This window comes from Bacteroides acidifaciens (assembly GCF_024623065.1).
GTDB lineage: Bacteria > Bacteroidota > Bacteroidia > Bacteroidales > Bacteroidaceae > Bacteroides > Bacteroides acidifaciens.
This window is the reverse complement of the sequence record NZ_JANJZR010000015.1, coordinates 1-18,174: the sequence shown is the minus strand read 5'-3', so window position 1 is coordinate 18,174 and position 18,174 is coordinate 1. Positions and strand designations below refer to the sequence as shown.

13 protein-coding genes and 1 rRNA gene are annotated in these 18,174 nt (G+C 41.3%); 1 reads left to right on the top strand and 13 read right to left on the bottom strand.

The window, feature by feature from the left end; genetic code table 11:
- Nucleotides 1-6 precede the first annotated feature (6 nt).
- Nucleotides 7-1,398 (bottom strand): polyamine ABC transporter ATP-binding protein, encoded by a 1,392-nt coding sequence (locus NSB03_RS06550; protein WP_024986608.1) that lies wholly within the window; start codon nt 1,396-1,398, stop codon nt 7-9.
- Nucleotides 1,399-1,536: 138 nt separating this feature from the next.
- On the opposite strand from NSB03_RS06550, the gene NSB03_RS06545 reads away from it, so the two are divergent.
- Entirely contained in the window at nt 1,537-2,637 is a 1,101-nt protein-coding gene (locus NSB03_RS06545) for a TlpA disulfide reductase family protein (protein WP_024986609.1), read from the top strand.
- Nucleotides 2,638-3,264: 627 nt separating this feature from the next.
- Here NSB03_RS06545 and NSB03_RS06540 read toward each other — a convergent pair.
- From NSB03_RS06540 to rrf, 12 genes are all read right to left on the bottom strand, one after another.
- A complete protein-coding gene (locus tag NSB03_RS06540) occupies nt 3,265-5,829 on the bottom strand; it encodes a glycosyltransferase family 1 protein (protein ID WP_024986610.1) in 2,565 nt (854 codons plus the stop codon).
- A gap of 36 nt (nt 5,830-5,865) precedes the next feature.
- On the bottom strand, nt 5,866-7,527 hold the full coding sequence (locus NSB03_RS06535) for a glycogen/starch synthase (protein ID WP_024986611.1): 1,662 nt from the start codon (nt 7,525-7,527) through the stop codon (nt 5,866-5,868).
- Between the two features lie 234 nt (nt 7,528-7,761).
- Nucleotides 7,762-8,181 carry an ATP synthase subunit C-like protein gene (locus tag NSB03_RS06530; protein WP_024986612.1) on the bottom strand — a complete coding sequence of 140 codons (420 nt, stop codon included), beginning with the start codon at nt 8,179-8,181 and terminating at the stop codon, nt 7,762-7,764.
- Nucleotides 8,182-8,212: 31 nt separating this feature from the next.
- Nucleotides 8,213-10,039, bottom strand: coding sequence for a V-type ATP synthase subunit I (locus tag NSB03_RS06525; protein WP_024986613.1), 1,827 nt, complete (start codon nt 10,037-10,039; stop codon nt 8,213-8,215).
- Nucleotides 10,036-10,641, bottom strand: coding sequence for a V-type ATP synthase subunit D (locus tag NSB03_RS06520; RefSeq protein WP_004297640.1), 606 nt, complete (start codon nt 10,639-10,641; stop codon nt 10,036-10,038). The genes NSB03_RS06525 and NSB03_RS06520 overlap by 4 nt, the downstream gene beginning before the upstream one ends.
- 105 nt (nt 10,642-10,746) lie before the next feature.
- On the bottom strand, nt 10,747-12,075 hold the full coding sequence (locus NSB03_RS06515; RefSeq protein ID WP_024986614.1) for a V-type ATP synthase subunit B: 1,329 nt from the start codon (nt 12,073-12,075) through the stop codon (nt 10,747-10,749).
- A gap of 31 nt (nt 12,076-12,106) precedes the next feature.
- A complete protein-coding gene (locus tag NSB03_RS06510; RefSeq protein ID WP_024986615.1) occupies nt 12,107-13,867 on the bottom strand; it encodes a V-type ATP synthase subunit A in 1,761 nt (586 codons plus the stop codon).
- A gap of 17 nt (nt 13,868-13,884) precedes the next feature.
- Nucleotides 13,885-14,727 (bottom strand): DUF2764 domain-containing protein, encoded by an 843-nt coding sequence (locus NSB03_RS06505; RefSeq protein WP_024986616.1) that lies wholly within the window; start codon nt 14,725-14,727, stop codon nt 13,885-13,887.
- An 11-nt stretch (nt 14,728-14,738) separates the two neighbouring features.
- Nucleotides 14,739-15,329: a V-type ATP synthase subunit E family protein gene (locus tag NSB03_RS06500; protein ID WP_024986617.1), complete on the bottom strand. Its 591-nt coding sequence runs from the start codon at nt 15,327-15,329 to the stop codon at nt 14,739-14,741.
- Between the two features lie 704 nt (nt 15,330-16,033).
- Complete coding sequence (locus NSB03_RS06495; protein WP_135039155.1) at nt 16,034-16,726, bottom strand: hypothetical protein; 693 nt, start codon at nt 16,724-16,726, stop codon at nt 16,034-16,036.
- A 27-nt stretch (nt 16,727-16,753) separates the two neighbouring features.
- The gene (locus NSB03_RS06490; protein WP_128824263.1) at nt 16,754-17,629 is read right to left on the bottom strand and encodes a hypothetical protein; all 876 of its coding nucleotides are present in this window, start codon (nt 17,627-17,629) and stop codon (nt 16,754-16,756) included.
- Between the two features lie 309 nt (nt 17,630-17,938).
- Nucleotides 17,939-18,049: ribosomal RNA gene (gene rrf, locus NSB03_RS06485) — 5S ribosomal RNA — on the bottom strand.
- Between the last annotated feature and the right edge of the window lie 125 nt (nt 18,050-18,174).

Genomic DNA, 18,174 nt, shown 5'->3' with positions numbered 1-18,174 from the left:
TTCCTGTTAATCGGTTATTTTAATTACACGAATGGCATCCGGGGGGATGGTAATACCTACGCGGTCGCCGTCGTCCCATACGTCATTCGTATCTACAAACACATTCTCGTCCCAGTCGGAGAACACCGTCAGATGGTAATGGTCACCCTTGTAAAGGATAAACTTCACCTCTCCCGTCAGTGTTCCGTCTTCCTCATTATCCTGAAGAATCACCTTGTCGAAATCCACTTCCACTTTGACGTTCGTATCGGGCTCCATACCTTCTACCGGAGCACACTCAAAAATGCAACCGAGGAATTCCACATGAGTGGCATCCAGCAACTTTCCTTCAAAAGTATTGCAGATACGCTCTTTCTTCATAATATGAATATCGAAAGGCTTCACTAGCAAACCGACTTCCGCCCCTACCTCAAAATGATGGTAATCCTGCACTAGGAATTCATAACCGCCGCAAAGCACGGTCATTTCATAATGCACGCCTTTGAATATGGAAGTCTGCACCACTCCCGTCAACTGCGCCATATCCGAAACCGGGAAAATATACAAGTCTTCCGGACGAATCACCACATCTACCGGAACATTCTCACCGAATCCTTCGTCCACACATTCGAACTCCGTACCGCAAAAACGCACCAGCTTGTCATGAATCATCTTGCCATTCAGTATGTTACTTTCTCCGATAAAGTCCGCAACAAATGAATTGATCGGTTCATTATATATATCAATCGGTGTACCGATCTGCTGAATCTTCCCTTCGCTCATCACGACAATCGTATCGCTCAATGTAAGCGCCTCTTCCTGATCGTGAGTGACGTAGACAAATGTGATTCCCAAAGATTTATGCATCTCCTTGAGTTCCATCTGCATATCCTTGCGCATTTTCAGGTCGAGCGCAGCCAGCGGTTCATCGAGCAGCAACACTTCCGGCTCGTTGACAATGGCACGGGCGATGGCAACACGCTGTTGCTGGCCACCGGAAAGAGAATCGACATCACGATATTCATAATCCGTCATGCCCACCATTTTCAGAGCAGCTTTCACTTTCTTCCCAATGGTCTGCTTCGGGGTCTTTTTCAGTTTCAGACCGAAAGCGATATTGTCATAAACATTCAGGTGCGGAAATAGGGCATATTTCTGGAATACCGTATTTACCGGACGCTTGTGGGGTGGAGTTTGTGTGATTTCCTTCCCGGAAATTCTGATTTCACCTTCCGAAGCCGTCTGAAAACCGGCAATGAGACGCAACAACGTGGTTTTCCCGCAACCGGAAGGTCCGAGTATCGTGACAAACTCGCCCTTTTTCACATTCAAAGTCACATCATCCAATGCTGTTTTCTCGCCAAAATACTTCGAGACATGGCTCACCTCAATGATGGATTTATCTTCTTGCATATTCATTCTAAAGTTTGGGCTGCAAAGGTACACATTTCTGCGGTTTTCACCTACGTGTTAATCTAATATAACAGTGTTTTTCGACACCCGATAGAAAAATAATCTATCTTTGCATAAATATTTATTCACTAATCTTACAAAAGCATGAAAAAATTAACTTATTTAGTTATCGCAACTGCTGCTTTAGGTATGGTAGCTTGTACCGGCAACAAAGCCGGCTACGTTGTTACGGGTACAGTAGAAGGCGCAGCCGATGGTGACACCGTTTATCTTCAGGAAGCTACAGGTCGAAATCTGACTAAACTCGATACAGCTGTCATCTCTAAAGGAACTTTTACCTTTAAAGGTACACAAGATTCTGCTGTCAACCGCTATGTCACTTGTGAAGTTAACGGAACACCATTGATGGTTGATTTCTTCCTCGAAAACGGAAAAATCAATGTCACTTTAGGTAAAGATGATGATTCCGTTACCGGTACTGCCAACAACGACGCTTATCAGGAACTCAGAGCTAAAATCAATGACATCAGCAAGAAAATGAATGCCATCTACGAAGCGATGGGGGATTCCACATTGAGCGATGAACAGAAAGAAGCCAAACAAAAAGAAGGAGCCGACTTACAGGAACAGTACGAAAACGCAGTCAAGGAAGCTGTACAGAAAAACATCACCAACCCTGTTGGCGTATTCTTGTTCAAACAGACTTTCTACAATAACTCTACTGCCGAAAACGAAGCATTACTGCAACAAATTCCGGCAAACTTGCAAAACGATGAAGCTATCGCAAGAATTAAGGAACTGACCGACAAGCAGAAAAAGACTGCCGTAGGTACTCTATTTGTTGATTTCGAAATGCAGACTCCGGAAGGAAAGACCGTGAAGTTGTCTGACTATGTGGGTAAAGGCAAAGTGGTATTGGTTGACTTCTGGGCAAGCTGGTGCGGTCCTTGCCGTCGCGAAATGCCTAACCTGGTAGAGGCTTACGCTAAATATAAAGGCAAAAACTTCGAAATCGTAGGCGTATCTCTCGACCAGGATGGAGCGGCATGGAAAGAAGCAATCAAGAAGATGGACATGACTTGGCCGCAAATGTCTGACCTGAAATTCTGGCAATGTGAAGGTGCACAGCTTTATGCTGTGAACAGTATTCCTCACACTGTATTAATCGACGGTAGTGGCAAAATCATCGCTCGCGGTTTGCATGGAGAAGAACTTCAGGCTAAAATTGCAGAAGTTGTAAAATAAAAGAAAGAAACAAGCCGAACCATGTGCTTGAGTTATTCAAGTCTCCTACATCATTTCATAGAGTGTAGTACTTGTTACAGGCAATTCTTCTACTTGTTGCAAGCAATTCTCCTACTAACTATTAAAATAGAAAAAACGCCTTCAGCCTTCAGTTCTTCAAAAAAGCCTCTTTTCATCGGTGTTTTCGGCTGAAGGCACTCCTGAAGGCGGAAGTGTATGCCTCCGGCTCACTTTTGCCCACATGGTGAATCTATATACCCCGCTTGGTGGATATATAGAGCCAGCGCGGTGGACATATAGATCCACCATAGTGAGTATATATACCCACCACGCTGAATATATACCCCTACCGGTAAGCCCGAAAAGCTGAAACGGCTGAAAGCGGATTATAGCATGAAAGTTCAATAAGAGGGTTTTGACTGGTTGAGATGCAGATAGTTGGGGATTTTATTCAGAACAGTATGGGAATGAATAAATGTTTAGGGATAGGGTTGTGTCCTGCCCCCAAAGAATTACAACTGAGCCATAAAATTTATCCCCTGTATTCTTTAAGATTACAGGGGATAAATTTTACATATGAAAGTAGCAGGGAGATTTACTCTCCCCTACCTTATTATTCTCAATCAATCAGACAAACCAACGTACATAGCAGAAGTCTTGACGGTGTGGCAGTTCCGAATTCTTCGGGAACATACGGTAAGCCACCTTGAAGCTACCTGCATTGGACAAGCTGTGTTTAACCTGGAATGTATACAAGTCACCTTCTTTCTTGATTACATCAAACGGTTCTACAGAGTAGATGTGTTGTTTTCCATCGGCCGTTGTGTAAGTAGTAACCAATTCCAGACCCACTGCATCATTCAAACCTTTTTCATCGATTACGTAAGTAATAGTATATTCTTTTCCGCTTTCGATATCACCGTTCTTCAGTTCTTCTACCTTATCGCAAGATACGATTTCGATAGCATCCCATTTGGCAACCACTTCTTCTTTCCAAGCTGCGATTTCTTTGGCTTTCGCATTATCGTTAGCAGACAAAGCAGCGAAACGTTTGGCTTGTTTACAATAGAATTTGCTATAGTAGTCATCCAACTGACGTTTCATTGTATAATGAGGAGCGATCTGTGCGATAGAATTCTTCACGACCTTAATCCAGCCTTCAGAATATCCTTTCTTGTTACGCGCATAATACAACGGCAAGATTTCAGTTTCAAGAATACTGTAAATAGTAGCAGCATCCAATTGGTCCTGATGTTCCTGGTTCTGATAAGTACGTTTTTCTGTCAACGCCCAACCTGCACCTTCACGGTAACCTTCCAACCACCATCCGTCTAATACGGAGAAGTTGACAACACCGTTCATCAAAGCTTTTTCACCCGATGTACCGGATGCTTCCAACGGACGAGTCGGAGTGTTCAACCAAATATCAACACCGGAAACCAAACGACGAGCCAACTGCATATCGTAGTTTTCGAGGAAGATAATCTTGCCCAAGAATTCAGGACGGCGAGAAATTTCGATGATACGCTTAATCAATCCTTGTCCTGCACCATCGTGTGGATGAGCTTTACCTGTAAACAGGAATTGTACCGGGTAATCAGGATTATTCACAATCTTAGAAAGACGATCCAAGTCGGTGAACAACAAGTGTGCACGTTTGTAAGTAGCAAAACGACGGCCGAAACCAATCAGCAATGCATTCGGATTGATCTTATCCATCAGTGAAACGATACGGGAAGGGTCTCCCTGGTTCTTCAACCATGTATCGCGGAATGACTTACGGATATAGTCAACCAACTTATTCTTCATAGTCATACGAGTCTTCCAAATCTCTTCATCGGGCACATTGTAGATAGCTTCCCAAATCTTAGGATTAGATTGATCGAACCAGAAGTTTTCGTTGAAATATTTAAAGTACAGTTCTTTCCATTCAGTTGCACTCCAAGTCGGGAAGTGAACACCATTCGTTACATATCCTACATGACTTTCTTCCGGGAAATAACCTTTCCAAATAGAAGAGAACATTTCTTGAGAAACCTTTCCGTGCAGCCAGCTCACACCGTTCACTTCCTGTGAAGTGTTGCAAGCAAAAACAGACATACAGAAACGTTCGCCTTTGTCACCCGGATTGTTACGTCCAAGATCCATCAAGTCATCCCAAGTGATACCCATTCTGGAAGGATAACCACCCATATATTTGCCGAACAGGCCTTCATCAAAATAGTCGTGACCTGCAGGAACCGGAGTATGAACAGTGTAAAGAGAAGAAGCACGAACCAACTCGATAGCTTGATCGAAAGTCAATCCTGTAGCTACATAGTCGCAGATACGCTGAACATTGATTAATGCAGCATGTCCTTCATTACAGTGATAAACATCTTTCTTGATGCCCAACGCTTTCAAAGTCAGGATACCACCGATACCCAACAAGATTTCTTGTTTCAAACGGTTTTCCCAGTCGCCGCCATAAAGCTGGTGAGTGATAGGACGGTCGAATTCACTGTTCATTTCATTATCCGTATCAAGCAGATACAAAGAAATACGTCCAACGTTTACACGCCATACGTTTGCATGAACAAAATAATCAAGATAAGGAACGTCAACTATCAACGGCTGACCATTGGCATCCATTACACGTTCAATAGGAAGTTGACCGAAGTTTTGTGCTTCGTAGTTGGCAATCTGCTGTCCATCCATAGACAACGTTTGAGTAAAGTAGCCGTAACGATACAAGAAGCCTACCGCACACAAATCAACATTGCTGTCGGAAGCCTCTTTCAGATAGTCACCAGCCAATACACCCAGACCACCGGAATATATTTTCAGGACGCTGCTCAAGCCATATTCCATACTGAAATAAGCGATAGATGGGCGTTGCTCATCCGGCTTCACATCCATGTAATCTCTGAATTTCGTATAAACTTCATTCATTCTTCTTAGAATCACTTTGTCTTTTGCCAGCGCTTCCAGCTTTTCATAGCTCATACGTTCCAGCAACAGTACCGGATTCTGTCCACATTCTTTCCAAAGTTCCGGATCTAAATCTCTAAACAGCTCAGTCGCTTCAAAATTCCATGCCCACCAAATGTTGCGTGCGATTTCAGACAACTTCTCCAACTCTACTGGTATACGTGATTTCACCGTAACCTCTTTCCAGTTGGGAGTATTCACATTACTAACTTTGATTTTCATAATGTTTTTGTTTACTTATTGATGAATAATACTTTCTTAACTCAGTTGACGCTTCATAGCATTGCGCAAGGCAATGTCATAAGCCTCATAGTAATATTGTATGAAGTGTTTCCATAAAGCCTGTTCCGCTACTTCAGCGGCACGCTTACGGATTTCCTTCACTTCTTTTTCCGTCTTATCGGTAAACAGCGTAATCGTATCCTTGATGCCATCCGCCACTTCCGAATAATTATAGTCCGAACGATGCAGCACTTCTACTCCGTCATTAATGCCATGCTGGTTCTTCAGGCTGTTTACCCAAAGACCGAATCCGGCCAAATCAGTAGTGATTGTCGGCACATGAAATGCTACACTTTCCAGCGGAGTATATCCCCACGGTTCGTAATAAGAAGCGTAGACACTCAAATCCTGTCCCAACAACAAATCGTAATATTCCTTGTTCATAATGCCGTCACGACCATTCAGATAGCAAGGCACAAAAATCACCTTTACCTTATCTTCCGGACGATTGCCCATTCCCAGATATTTCAGCATGTCCAACACTTGGTCATGAGTCATATTGTGCAGCCAATGAGTAACAAACGGAACTTCGAGCGGGGTATCAAACTTTTTCTTGCTTTTCAAACGTACTTGCAAATCCTCACGGGGTTCTCCTACCCAACCGGGAACATTGATGAATGCCAACACATTCTTATGCAAGTTCTTATCCCTGTTCAAGCGGTTTAATGATTCCAAAAAGACATCAATACCTTTATTCTTAAACTCATATCGCCCGCTGGTTCCGACAATTAATGTATCATCACCCAGGTTTGTTCCCAATAGTTTATTCGCTACACTGAGCATCAAGGCACGCGCACGTTTACGTTTTCCGGTAAATGTGCTTCCTTTCGGCACAAAATCATCTTCAAAACCGTTCATCAGAACCACATCTGCCGGTTTATCCAGTAATTCTTTACACTCATTATTGGTTATTTCGCTCACTGTCGTAAAACAGTCTACGTAATGCGCAGTCTGTTTTTCAATCGAGTGTTTCGATTGCATGTTCAGTTCCTGCGCCATCTGGTCGCCATTATAAGCAAACAGATAGTCATACAACGGCTTATGATTACCAGCAATAGAACGACCGATAGAAGTAGCATGGGTCGTAAAAATAGTAGCTACCTCCGGCACAGCTTCCTGTACATAAAGCGCTCCCATTCCAGTCATCCATTCATGCGCCTGATATACCACCTTGTCCGTTTCTGTCAGGTTGTAGCGATAGAAACTCTCCACTACCCTGCCCGCAGCGTATGAAAACATAGAAGCTTCATCGTAATCACCGTATGCGTGCAACGAATCTACCTGATAACGATTCCACATTTCTGTGTATATATCGTTTTTCTTTTCAAAAAAAGGTTGAAAATCAACAAGAATGACTATGGGTTCACCGGGAATGTTCCATCGTCCTACACGGACAGAAAGTTCATCTTTCTCACGTGCATGCTCTTTCCAAGCGGCACACAGATTATCCGACTCGATGAATAGAGGGTTTTCTTTTCCTTGCCACACATCAGGACCTATGAAGAAAATTCTATCGCGGAATTTTTCCTGCAATGTATTTGCCCGTGTCGACAAGACAGTATATATTCCTCCCACTTTATTACATACTTCCCAACTGGACTCGAAGATATAATCGGGGGTTAATAAATCTTTTACCATATAATATATTAAAACTCTTTTTAGTATGCGGGTGCAAAAGTACACATTATTCTTTGAAAAATAATACTTTATACAAAAAATATGAGCTAAGACGCGGAAAGAAACATTGTCTTACTATGAAAAAAGAACATCCCCTTGCACATGCAAAGCTGCATGAACAAGGGGATTGAACGTTTTTTTTAGGAAATAAATCCTAAAAAAGATTTACGTAGAAAAACTACATAAATTTGAATATTATACCATCAACGCTGCTACCAACGCCAAAATAGCGTAAAACTCAGGAAGAGCCGCATAAATCATTGTATTGGTTTGTACATCATGTCCTTGAGAAATTCCAAGAATACCATTTGCACATACCTGTCCTTGACGAATGGCAGAGAACAGACAAACAAGTCCTACACCTAAACCGATACCCAACATCAAAGGACCTTCCGTTGCAAAATCTCTACCCATTGACATCAGAAAAGCAACAAATCCATAAAGACCTTGAGTAGCCGGAAGTGCAGACAGAATCATATAACCGGCAGATTTTGAAGGGTCTTTCTTCAAAGCGCCTTCTGCCGCATTTCCTGCAATCGTTGTGCCAAAACAACTACCAATTCCCGCAAGGGCCAACATCAAGCCCAATCCTAAATAACCTAAAACTTCATTCATAACTTTATTATTTTATTTATTTTTTAATTAATTATTTTTTTACTGTAGCAAATGGTTTATAGGCTTCACCCTTACCATTATAACCTGAATTCTTAAAATATTCGACAAACGTAAGACGAAGCGGATGCACAAAAGCACTCAGACAAGACATGGCTATATTCAGCGTATGTCCGAATATCAATATCACACCGCAAAAAATCCAGCCCAACACCGGACCCGCAGCGTCATTCACCATAAATGCCAATTGATTAAATACTCCGCCAAGCATGGCGCCTGCCAGTCCTAAAGCATACAGACGAATGTAAGAAAGCACATCACCCATCAGTCCGGTGGCCATATTGTAAGTATCCCATACACCGGCACCGATATTAACGAATATATTGCGATGAATGTTATTCAACAGATAAATGCCAATAGCCGAAATTCCACCTATCACAATAAATGCCCATGTTGACACGTCTTCTGAAATGACCTTGAAAAATGACAGGCCTCCCGTAGCAATAAAACCTACCACAAGCAACAACCATCCCCATGCGCTCAACGACTCCTTGAAACCGAATCGTACTGTCTGTCCGATAGCCTTCACCAGCATGGCAATACAAATATGCACCACACCAATAATAAGTGCCAGCAACATTTGTTTGTCATACGTAGTTTCACCAATTTTACCGACAATCATGAATTGCTTCAGTTGATCCGGCAATTCCAAGTCAAACAAGTTGACACCAAAGAATGTACCCAATATGGTTCCGATAACAGATGTGAAAACACCTAACGTTATGACCAGATTCATCATTCCCCGCATCGATTCCGGCATTTTCTTCTTCAAGAAGAAACCTAAAAGTATCAATGCCAGCCCATATCCTGCATCTCCCATACAAAAAGCGAAAAAAAGCGAAAAGAAAGGAGCTACAAGAGGAGTCGGATCAAACTCGGCATAATCAGGCATACCATACATCTTGGTAAGCACCTCATACATACGAGTGAAGGCATTGTTTTTCAATTTAATAGGCGCGTTGTCTTCACGTGTAGCAGGACGTATTTCATAATATACGCTGCTATTATCAAGCAATGTCTGCACTTCGTGCTGATTATCTTCGGGAATCCATCCTTCCAACAACACAACTACGCCTTCGGCCATTTCCCGACTGTTGCGTTTCACTTTCAGCAAATCGATATCGCCCTCAAGTTGAATACTACATTTCTCCAGTGTACGATAGTTCTTCTTGCAGAAAGCTTTCAGTGCATCCTTTGCCTGTACAAGCATCTCTTCCGTCTTTGCCTGTTTCTGTCTCAATTCGGACAGACTCAAAGAAGGCAAACGAAGAGACTCTCTTTCCAGTTCCACCGCTTGCGAAGTCACAGTCATGAAAAAGATCACTCCACCTTGTTCATTTATAATGATGGCATTGTGTTCTTTCACCCACACTTCGTCAAACTCTTTCTCCGGACAAGTATAGAAACGTACATACAAACCTGCTTTTTCTAACCGCTGAACGGACTGCCAATCGAAATCTCCCCACATTTCCATCTGTGCTATATCTTTGGAAATGGCAGGTAATTGCTGGTTCAAATCTTGTATTCTTACCTGCAACTCTTCGTATTCCTTCGTCAAAACATCAGCCGACTGTTCCGCATAGATCGTTTCATCCGGTTGTTTATCCGCCCAAGCATACATGTTTTGAAGCATATTCTTGTACAGAACGCGTTTTTGGATAAACTGTTGCAAGTCATCATCCATTTCGCCCAACTGCTTTTCTACAATATGAACAACTCCTAACTCACGGATTTTTTGCAAAAACAACTCATACTCTTTATGATAAACCAGGAATGTGAGTTTCTTCATTTTTGTAATCATGCCTCTACCTCCTTCCTTTTTTCTTGATGGGATTTCATGATCTTTTGCGAAGATTTCGACAGGTTTTCTTCATCTTCCATAAATCGCTTGATCTTTCGCAATGCATCCTGATAGCCCGGTATCTGCACCTTCTCAAAAAGGTTCACCTTTTGAGTGGTCTTTTTCCTTGCATGTTCTAACAAGTTCAGCTTGGCGAGCATAAATTCACGTTCAATTGCCGTATGAGCCAACTCTTCCAACAGATGGATACCGTCGGCATACCACTTGGGAGCATTAAACATACTGTACGGACGTATCTCGAATTCTACATTCTCGAGCAACGGTACACGCACACCCGCAATCTTTTTCACGCCAAGATGAACATCATTCACCTTTATTAATGAAGCGTCAAACTCATTCCAAAGGGCGAACATGGCTTCATAGGCTTGAATTTGTTGTTCGAGCCTATCCTCCAGATCGGCAGCTTCCGTTTTACAGCGTTTCACTTCCATGCGGAGGGCACTTTCCTTATTCTTAATGATAGGAAGCGTACGCACCCGCACTTTCAGTTGCTTTTCGAGCTGCTGAAGAGAGGTTTTGTTATATTGAAACTTTATAGCCACGATGTTCTATTTACTATTTAACTATTTACGATTTACGATTGAAATTGCTTTTATGACCATTTACAATTAATAAGTTTCAATCATAAATGATAAATCGTCTAATCGCTAATTATTTTGTTTTGGCCAGTATTGATCCACCAATTCTTTCTTGATATTCACTTCTTCCGGACGGAAGTATTTACCGAACAAGCCCCAAGCTACATCCAACATTTCAGTAGTATCCAGATTGACATCAATAGCCAACAACTGATTGGAATAGTCCTTCGCAAAAGCCAACGTACGTTCGTCGTAGTTTGTCAGGTCGAAACCGTTTTCCATCTTCGTCTTAGCGTTAGCGGCATCTGCATAAAGACGTACAGCGGCATTCATCACCTGCGGATGGTCTTTACGCGTCTTCTTACCGGTAACCAGCTGTTTCAAACGAGACAATGAACGGAACGGGTCAACAATAACCTTACCAATATCACTATCACGACGCAGGAACAACTGACCTTCTGTGATGTATCCCGTATTATCAGGCACAGCGTGCGTAATATCTCCACCAGACAAAGTAGTCACCGCAATAATTGTGATTGAACCGCCGGAAGGGAACTGCACCGCCTTTTCGTAAATCTTCGCCAAGTCCGAGTAAAGTGATCCCGGCATAGAGTCTTTAGACGGAATCTGGTCCATACGGTTGGATACGATTGCCAACGCATCGGCGTAGCTGGTCATATCCGTCAACAGTACCAGGACCTTCTCATTATTATTTACTGCAAAATATTCTGCAGCAGTCAGTGCCATATCCGGAATCAGCAAACGTTCTACCGGCGGGTTTTCGGTCGTATTCATGAAACTCACGATACGGTCGAGCGCACCGGCATTAGAGAACACATTCTTAAAATACAGGTAATCATCATTCGTCATACCCATACCGCCGAGGATAATCTTATCCGTTTCAGCACGTAAGGCCACGTTTGCCATTACCTGGTTGAACGGTTGGTCCGGATCGGCAAAGAATGGAATCTTCTGACCGGATACCAGCGTATTGTTCAAGTCGATACCAGCAATACCCGTTGCAATCAGTTCCGACGGTTGTTTACGCCGAACCGGATTCACAGACGGACCACCAATTTCCACTTCCTGTCCTTCAATGTCCGGACCTCCATCAATCGGGTCACCGAAAGCATTGAAGAAACGTCCGGCCAGCTGCTCACTCACTTTCAATGTAGGCGATTTGCCGAGAAATACTACTTCGGCATTGGTCGGAATACCTTCCGTACCTTCAAATACCTGCAAAGTGACATCGTCACCGGCAATCTTAACCACCTGTGCCAGTTTACCGTCCACGGTGGCAAGCTCGTCATACCCTACCCCTGTCGCTTTCAACGAACAAGTAGCCTTGGTAATCTGAGTAATCTTGGTATATATCTTTTGAAAAGCTTTTGTTGCCATCTTACTTATTTACGATTTAACAATTTACGATTTACGATTGAAGTTTCCTCTCTTCAATCAATTCCTTCAGTTGTTTCTGGAATCCTTCATACTGTTCTGATTTGAACTTCGAGTAGTTCATCTGCTTACAGATATTAATTATCTTCTTGAAGTAGTCCATTACTTCATTGAAGTTATCAAATTCAAATTCCGTATGACAGATGTCGATTACCATGTTCAGAATGTCTTCCTGACGTTCCATCGGAGTTACCGCATCAATTTCGTCGAATGCATCCTGTTGCAGGATTACAAAGTCAATCAATTCAGATTTCCAGAAGATCACGTGATATTCTACTGGTACACCGTCGTCACCGAGGATATTGATCTGTTCAGCAATTTCCTTACCACGTTGTAAACGGGTCTTAAGTTCATTGACTTTTCCGATCCATTCACCGTTGATATGACCTTTGATATACTCTTCAAATTCCGGATATTCGATATATTTTGAATAAGAATCAATCGGATTCACTGCCGGATAACGTTTCTTATCGGCACGGTCCTGTTCCAAAGCATAGAAACAGCGGGCTACCTTCTTCGTATTTTCAGTTACCGGTTCCTTCAAGTTACCACCGGCAGGAGATACTGTACCGATAAATGTAATAGAGCCCGTTTCGTCATTGTTAAGTTTTACATATCCCGCACGACCGTAGAAGTTGGAGATAATAGCCGAAATATCCATCGGGAAAGCATCTGGACCAGGCAACTCTTCCATACGGTTGGACATCTCACGCAGAGCCTGCGCCCAACGGGAAGTAGAGTCAGCCATCAACAAGACTTTCAATCCCATTGAACGGTAATATTCCGCCAGTGTCATCGCTGTATATACAGATGCTTCACGCGCAGCTACCGGCATGTTAGAAGTATTGGCAATAATAATAGTACGCTCCATCAACTTACGTCCTGTGTGCGGGTCTACCAGTTCGGGGAACTCGGTAAAGATTTCCACCACCTCATTCGCACGTTCACCGCAAGCTGCAATGATAACGATATCCGCTTCCGCCTGCTTAGAAATAGCATGCTGAAGCACCGTTTTACCTGTACCGAACGGACCGGGAATAAATCCCGTACCACCTTCCACAATCGGATTCAGCGTATCAATCACACGTACACCAGTCTCCAACAATTTGAAAGGACGCGGTTTTTCCTTATAATTCGTCATCGCACGTTTTACGGGCCATCTCTGAATCATAGTTACAGGAATATCATTACCTTCTTCGTCTGTCAGGATTGCGATAGTATCTTCTATCTTATAATCACCTTCCGGCATGATTGTTTTTACGGTAACCGTTCCCTTCATAGTGAACGGGGCCATTATTTTTAACGGCTGAAAGTTTTCATCCACCTGTCCCAACCATGCAGAAGCCTGCACTTTGTCACCTACATTCACCAATGGTACGAAATGCCATATACGCTCTTTATCCAACGGATACGTATATTGTCCTCTCTTCAGGAAAACTCCGTCCATCTTGTCGAGGTCATTTTGCAGACCATCATAGTTTTTCGATAACATACCCGGGCCTAATGTCACCTCAAGCATGTGTCCTGTAAATTCGGCTTCGGCGCCCACTTTCAGTCCACGGGTACTTTCAAACACCTGGACATATACATGTGAACCTACAACCTTAATCACCTCCGCCATCAACTTATCGCCACCGGTCGAGATATAACAAATCTCATTTTGAGCTACCGGTCCGTCAACGACGAGGGTCACCATGTTGGCAATAACGCCACTAACAGTTCCTTTTGTTGCCATATATTTCTTTAATTTTATTATCTGAATTCTGCAGGAATCTGCACTTCGTTCTTCAGCGACTCAATAATGCTTCTGAACAACTGATTACCTCTTTCCTTATCCAGTGAAATCCACCTTTCAATCATTTCCAGCTTCAGCAGGAAAGCGAAAATACGCTCAATAGTGAAATAGTCGAAGAAAGTAGCATCCTCTATCCAGTTCCACCGCAGGGCATCCAACTTCTTCTCACGCTCCACCAGTTCTGTAATCTCACTGATTTTCACTAACGATTCAAAAACATCCACTTCACCGGACAGTCCGAAATCACGGGCACTTGATGTACGCAATGCTTCGCATACTTCCGTATTTCCCACAACATTGGAAGCAATATCCCACTTGAATTTACGGCTGGTAAATGCAACAAGAATATTATTGATGTTCAGATTGAATTCAAACCAGGCAGAAACAAACTTATTTCCACACTTCATAGCATACTCATAATACAAAGCAGCCAGATGATCTTCGTGCAAAGTCGTACTTTCAGCCGGAGTATTCAAATAATCAGTTATAAAAGTGGAGAGATAAACCGGAAATTCTTTAGGACTGATTTCTCCGCCTTCTCTCAGAACAGAAATATATTCTGTGAGTTCTTCAGCAGAGTAGTTTCCCCGTTTGTCAATTTCCGCTTCTTTATCTTTGAGAAGTTTCAGCACATTTGCATTGTCAAACTTCAGATAAAACAAGTCGATCAACTTCCGGTCTGAAGCAGACAATCCATTGTAGATTTCAGTTTTAAAATCGGCTACTGTATAGCTCAGCTTACTGTCTTCCAGTGAAAGTTCCGGCAAACCTGCTACCAAGTAATAGTACTTACTACTCATAGTCGCTTTTTTTAAAATAGCATTTCTACTAATTGAGGACGCAAGAACGCTTTGAAGTAATTCATGAATTCTTCTTCTCCGAAGTTCACCTTATACGAACCGTCCGCCGGAGAAACGGTAAACAGAGTCTTGATACCATTTACTTGCTGAATAGTCACTCCCTTGTCTAATAAAACTTTTGCATGAGCTGCAAAATACTTTTTCAGTGATTCCGCATCGGCTGTTGAGATGACGATAGGTTCGTCTATGCTCCATTTGGATGCCAATGCTACGATAAACGCGTTCAGATAATCTTTATCCTGAGCGAAATCTTTCACGGAAGCGGTTATCAACTTGTCAGTTACCATTGTAGCGACTTCAGATTTGAGCGCATTCACAGCCTGACCGGCAAATAGTTTTAACTCTGATTTAGTATTTTCTGCTAACTCATCAGCAGATTTACGAGAGGAGTTTACAATTGATTCTGCCTCTTTACGGGCATCCTCAATGATTTTCTTAGCTTCTTCCTGAGCATTCGCGATAAGTCTTTGCGCTTCCTCGTTTCCTTTTTCCACGCCTTCACGATAAATCTTATCGGTCAACTCTTGAATTTTGTTTTCCATATTAACAGGAGTATTTAGTATTATTACTATATTAACTATGTGTCCTTTCTCAGATTCTCGCCAAATTTACAAAAATCAATTTGATAAAAAAGAGAAAGATGCAAAGAAATCGAATCTCTTCTTATAAAATCACACTTTTACACCAATTTTATTCCGTTTTTCACACGGTAATATTACTAAATGACACCTGTTTTAAAATATTATAACGAATAAAGCACCAACACTGAATTATTTTTGCCTTGATTTGATATATTCTTCTTCTTTCCCTGTAATCATACCAAGCCCTCCGGTATAGTATCCAGCATATTATTACTTATCTCTACTTCCCGGAATCCGTCTAAGTCCGGCTTTGAATTACAGCCGGACAAACCAGCCAACAGACTTAAAACAACAAAATACTTTATAGTTTATTTCCGTTTATATTTAACGATTCAATATAATCTCACCCTTTTGTCTCATAGTAAGTTTCTTGATATTAATATCCACCCTGACAGCACGATTCTCGATAGAGTACCCTAACACACAGAATTGTCAATCATAAATATAGCACATTTTTGCAAAGTCCCAAAAAACAGAAATCCCCTTGACTCATTGCTGAATCAAGGGGATTCTTCTTTAAAACAGCGGCTACCTACTCTCCCACTGCTACGCAGTACCATCGGCATGACGAGGCTTAACTTCTCTAACATATATGTATATGATATTTAATGAGTTATTATTAAGCGTCTTTTCACTTTAGTAAAATATAACGAATCCGGTGGTAATGCTCCCAATCTTTCGAGATACGGCTTTGCCTCTATAGGAATATTATTTTGCAATGGGAGATAAGAGGAAGCGATGAATATTTCCCTAAAATGTCTGATATCGCCTATTTTACGATATGGATACAACTTATACAGCTTTGTATCATACATTATTCTAAAATTTCTTCTTATAACTTGAGCATAGTCTCTTTTTAATATTTCCCAATACTCTTCTTTAGTAATGTTTGGTTTCTTTAATGCAAGAGAATCCATCACCTCCATAATTCTTTCAGTAGCATCAAGGCGGTGCATGATTAAAAATGGAAATCTCTTCAAAAGTAGTTCCGGAAAATCTAAAAGAGGCGCATCTAATATATTCTCATAGATGAGAGAGTCTATATATAAAGCAGGAGTTACAGCTGGTGTTTTTATTTCCACAAGACTTCTCATGACCGGAATATCATGCTTCAACATCTCCCGACCAAAATAAGTTGGTACTCCATAAACAGCATTCCTAATTTCCTGAATAGTAAGACCTTTGAGAGAACGGTCATAATCATTACTACCTTCATTTATATTCTGTCCCTGAGGATAAACTGCTACTGTACATACTAAAAGTACTAGTATGGTTAAGTTTTGAATTAGTGTTTTCATGATATCATTGTTTTAATTAATAATCTATTAAAGCTTTTGAGTATAGTTACCAGCATAAGATAGTGTATAAAATGAATTACGGTTATGCCCTCCATATATTATTCCTCCTGAACCATAATCTAACACAACAGACGGAATTCTATTATCATTAGCTGTATTATTGTCTTGATCAGAAGGACCAGTCTCGCGGCTAGATGTACTTGGACAATTTGTAAGAGGAGGATGTGTATGAAATAAAGCTACACTATACGAAGCAGATGTATTATTTTCTATATCATCTATATTAAATTGTATTGTATTTACTGCCCCAGTCGTACAATCATTTGAAGGTGTACCTGTAGTTTCTGAAAAAGAGTATATTGGTTCCTTTTCACTTTCAACTTTCATTTGTACAACAAATCCAAATTCTCTTCTTGAATTAGCTTCTTCTGATGATTTTGTATTATCCCAACAATCACTCATGTGTTTTTTAACTTCAGTTTTTTCAATTAAATCACTTATTAAAGGTCCCATAACTTTAAAGTCAAAGACTTCAGTTTCCATTACTTGTCCATCATCCATATATACTGTTCCTTTTATATAGCATAATCCTAATTTAAAAGCATAAAGATCTTCAAATTGAAGAGTAGTGGAATAACCAGATGCAATAGTCACATATCTATCATCAGTACCTGTTTTCATTTCCAAAGCGAAACTTGAAATATTGGTAGGGATATCCTCCCCTGTAGATATACGAATGCCCAATCGTTCGCCAAGAACATAAGTGTCTTTACCTCCAACAAAAGTCCATTTTTCAGAAGAAATAGTTCTTGTCAATGATGAAGTATGAGTACACCTATCTTCCTTATCTTCACTACATGTGAAAAAAAGAACCGAAATAAGAAAAATTAATAGTTTTCTCATAATATAATATTTTGGTTGATTCTTATCAGCAAAGATAGACCATATATTCCACAATAAAGTATAATAATCAGTCAAAAAGGTTCATTTATTCTGCAAAGGGTACATTATTTATAAACATCATAATAAAGTAGCCAAATATAAATATACAAAACCGAGTAGAAGAAAAACAATGTAGAAAATAAGCAGGAGAAGCTAAACATCAGACAGAACACCAAAGCATTGATAAATCCCAAAAACATCCTTTCAAGGAAAGTGTATGAACACAGAAATCCCCTTGACTCATTCCTGAATCAAGGGGATTCTTCTTTAAAACGGCGGCTACCTACTCTCCCACTGTTACGCAGTACCATCGGCGTGACGAGGCTTAACTTCTCTGTTCGGAATGGGAAGAGGTGGAACCCTCGTGCTATAACCACCTGAATAAGGTTATGACATGATGAAAAAGTAAAAATCAAGTCTATTACTGATCAGTAATCCGCTAAACGTATATAAACAAACGGTACAAAGCTGAAAGAAAGTGAACGGGCAATTAGTAATGCTCGGCT

What these genes read in the sequence shown, in the direction of transcription:
- NSB03_RS06550 (WP_024986608.1), bottom strand. Translation starts at nt 1,398, where the DNA reads ATGAATATGCAAGAAGATAAATCCATCATTGAGGTGAGCCATGTCTCG.
- NSB03_RS06545 (WP_024986609.1), top strand. Translation starts at nt 1,537, where the DNA reads ATGAAAAAATTAACTTATTTAGTTATCGCAACTGCTGCTTTAGGTATG.
- NSB03_RS06540 (WP_024986610.1), bottom strand. Translation starts at nt 5,829, where the DNA reads ATGAAAATCAAAGTTAGTAATGTGAATACTCCCAACTGGAAAGAGGTT.
- NSB03_RS06535 (WP_024986611.1), bottom strand. Translation starts at nt 7,527, where the DNA reads ATGGTAAAAGATTTATTAACCCCCGATTATATCTTCGAGTCCAGTTGG.
- NSB03_RS06530 (WP_024986612.1), bottom strand. Translation starts at nt 8,181, where the DNA reads ATGAATGAAGTTTTAGGTTATTTAGGATTGGGCTTGATGTTGGCCCTT.
- NSB03_RS06525 (WP_024986613.1), bottom strand. Translation starts at nt 10,039, where the DNA reads ATGATTACAAAAATGAAGAAACTCACATTCCTGGTTTATCATAAAGAG.
- NSB03_RS06515 (WP_024986614.1), bottom strand. Translation starts at nt 12,075, where the DNA reads ATGGCAACAAAAGCTTTTCAAAAGATATATACCAAGATTACTCAGATT.
- NSB03_RS06510 (WP_024986615.1), bottom strand. Translation starts at nt 13,867, where the DNA reads ATGGCAACAAAAGGAACTGTTAGTGGCGTTATTGCCAACATGGTGACC.
- NSB03_RS06505 (WP_024986616.1), bottom strand. Translation starts at nt 14,727, where the DNA reads ATGAGTAGTAAGTACTATTACTTGGTAGCAGGTTTGCCGGAACTTTCA.
- NSB03_RS06500 (WP_024986617.1), bottom strand. Translation starts at nt 15,329, where the DNA reads ATGGAAAACAAAATTCAAGAGTTGACCGATAAGATTTATCGTGAAGGC.
- NSB03_RS06495 (WP_135039155.1), bottom strand. Translation starts at nt 16,726, where the DNA reads ATGAAAACACTAATTCAAAACTTAACCATACTAGTACTTTTAGTATGT.
- NSB03_RS06490 (WP_128824263.1), bottom strand. Translation starts at nt 17,629, where the DNA reads ATGAGAAAACTATTAATTTTTCTTATTTCGGTTCTTTTTTTCACATGT.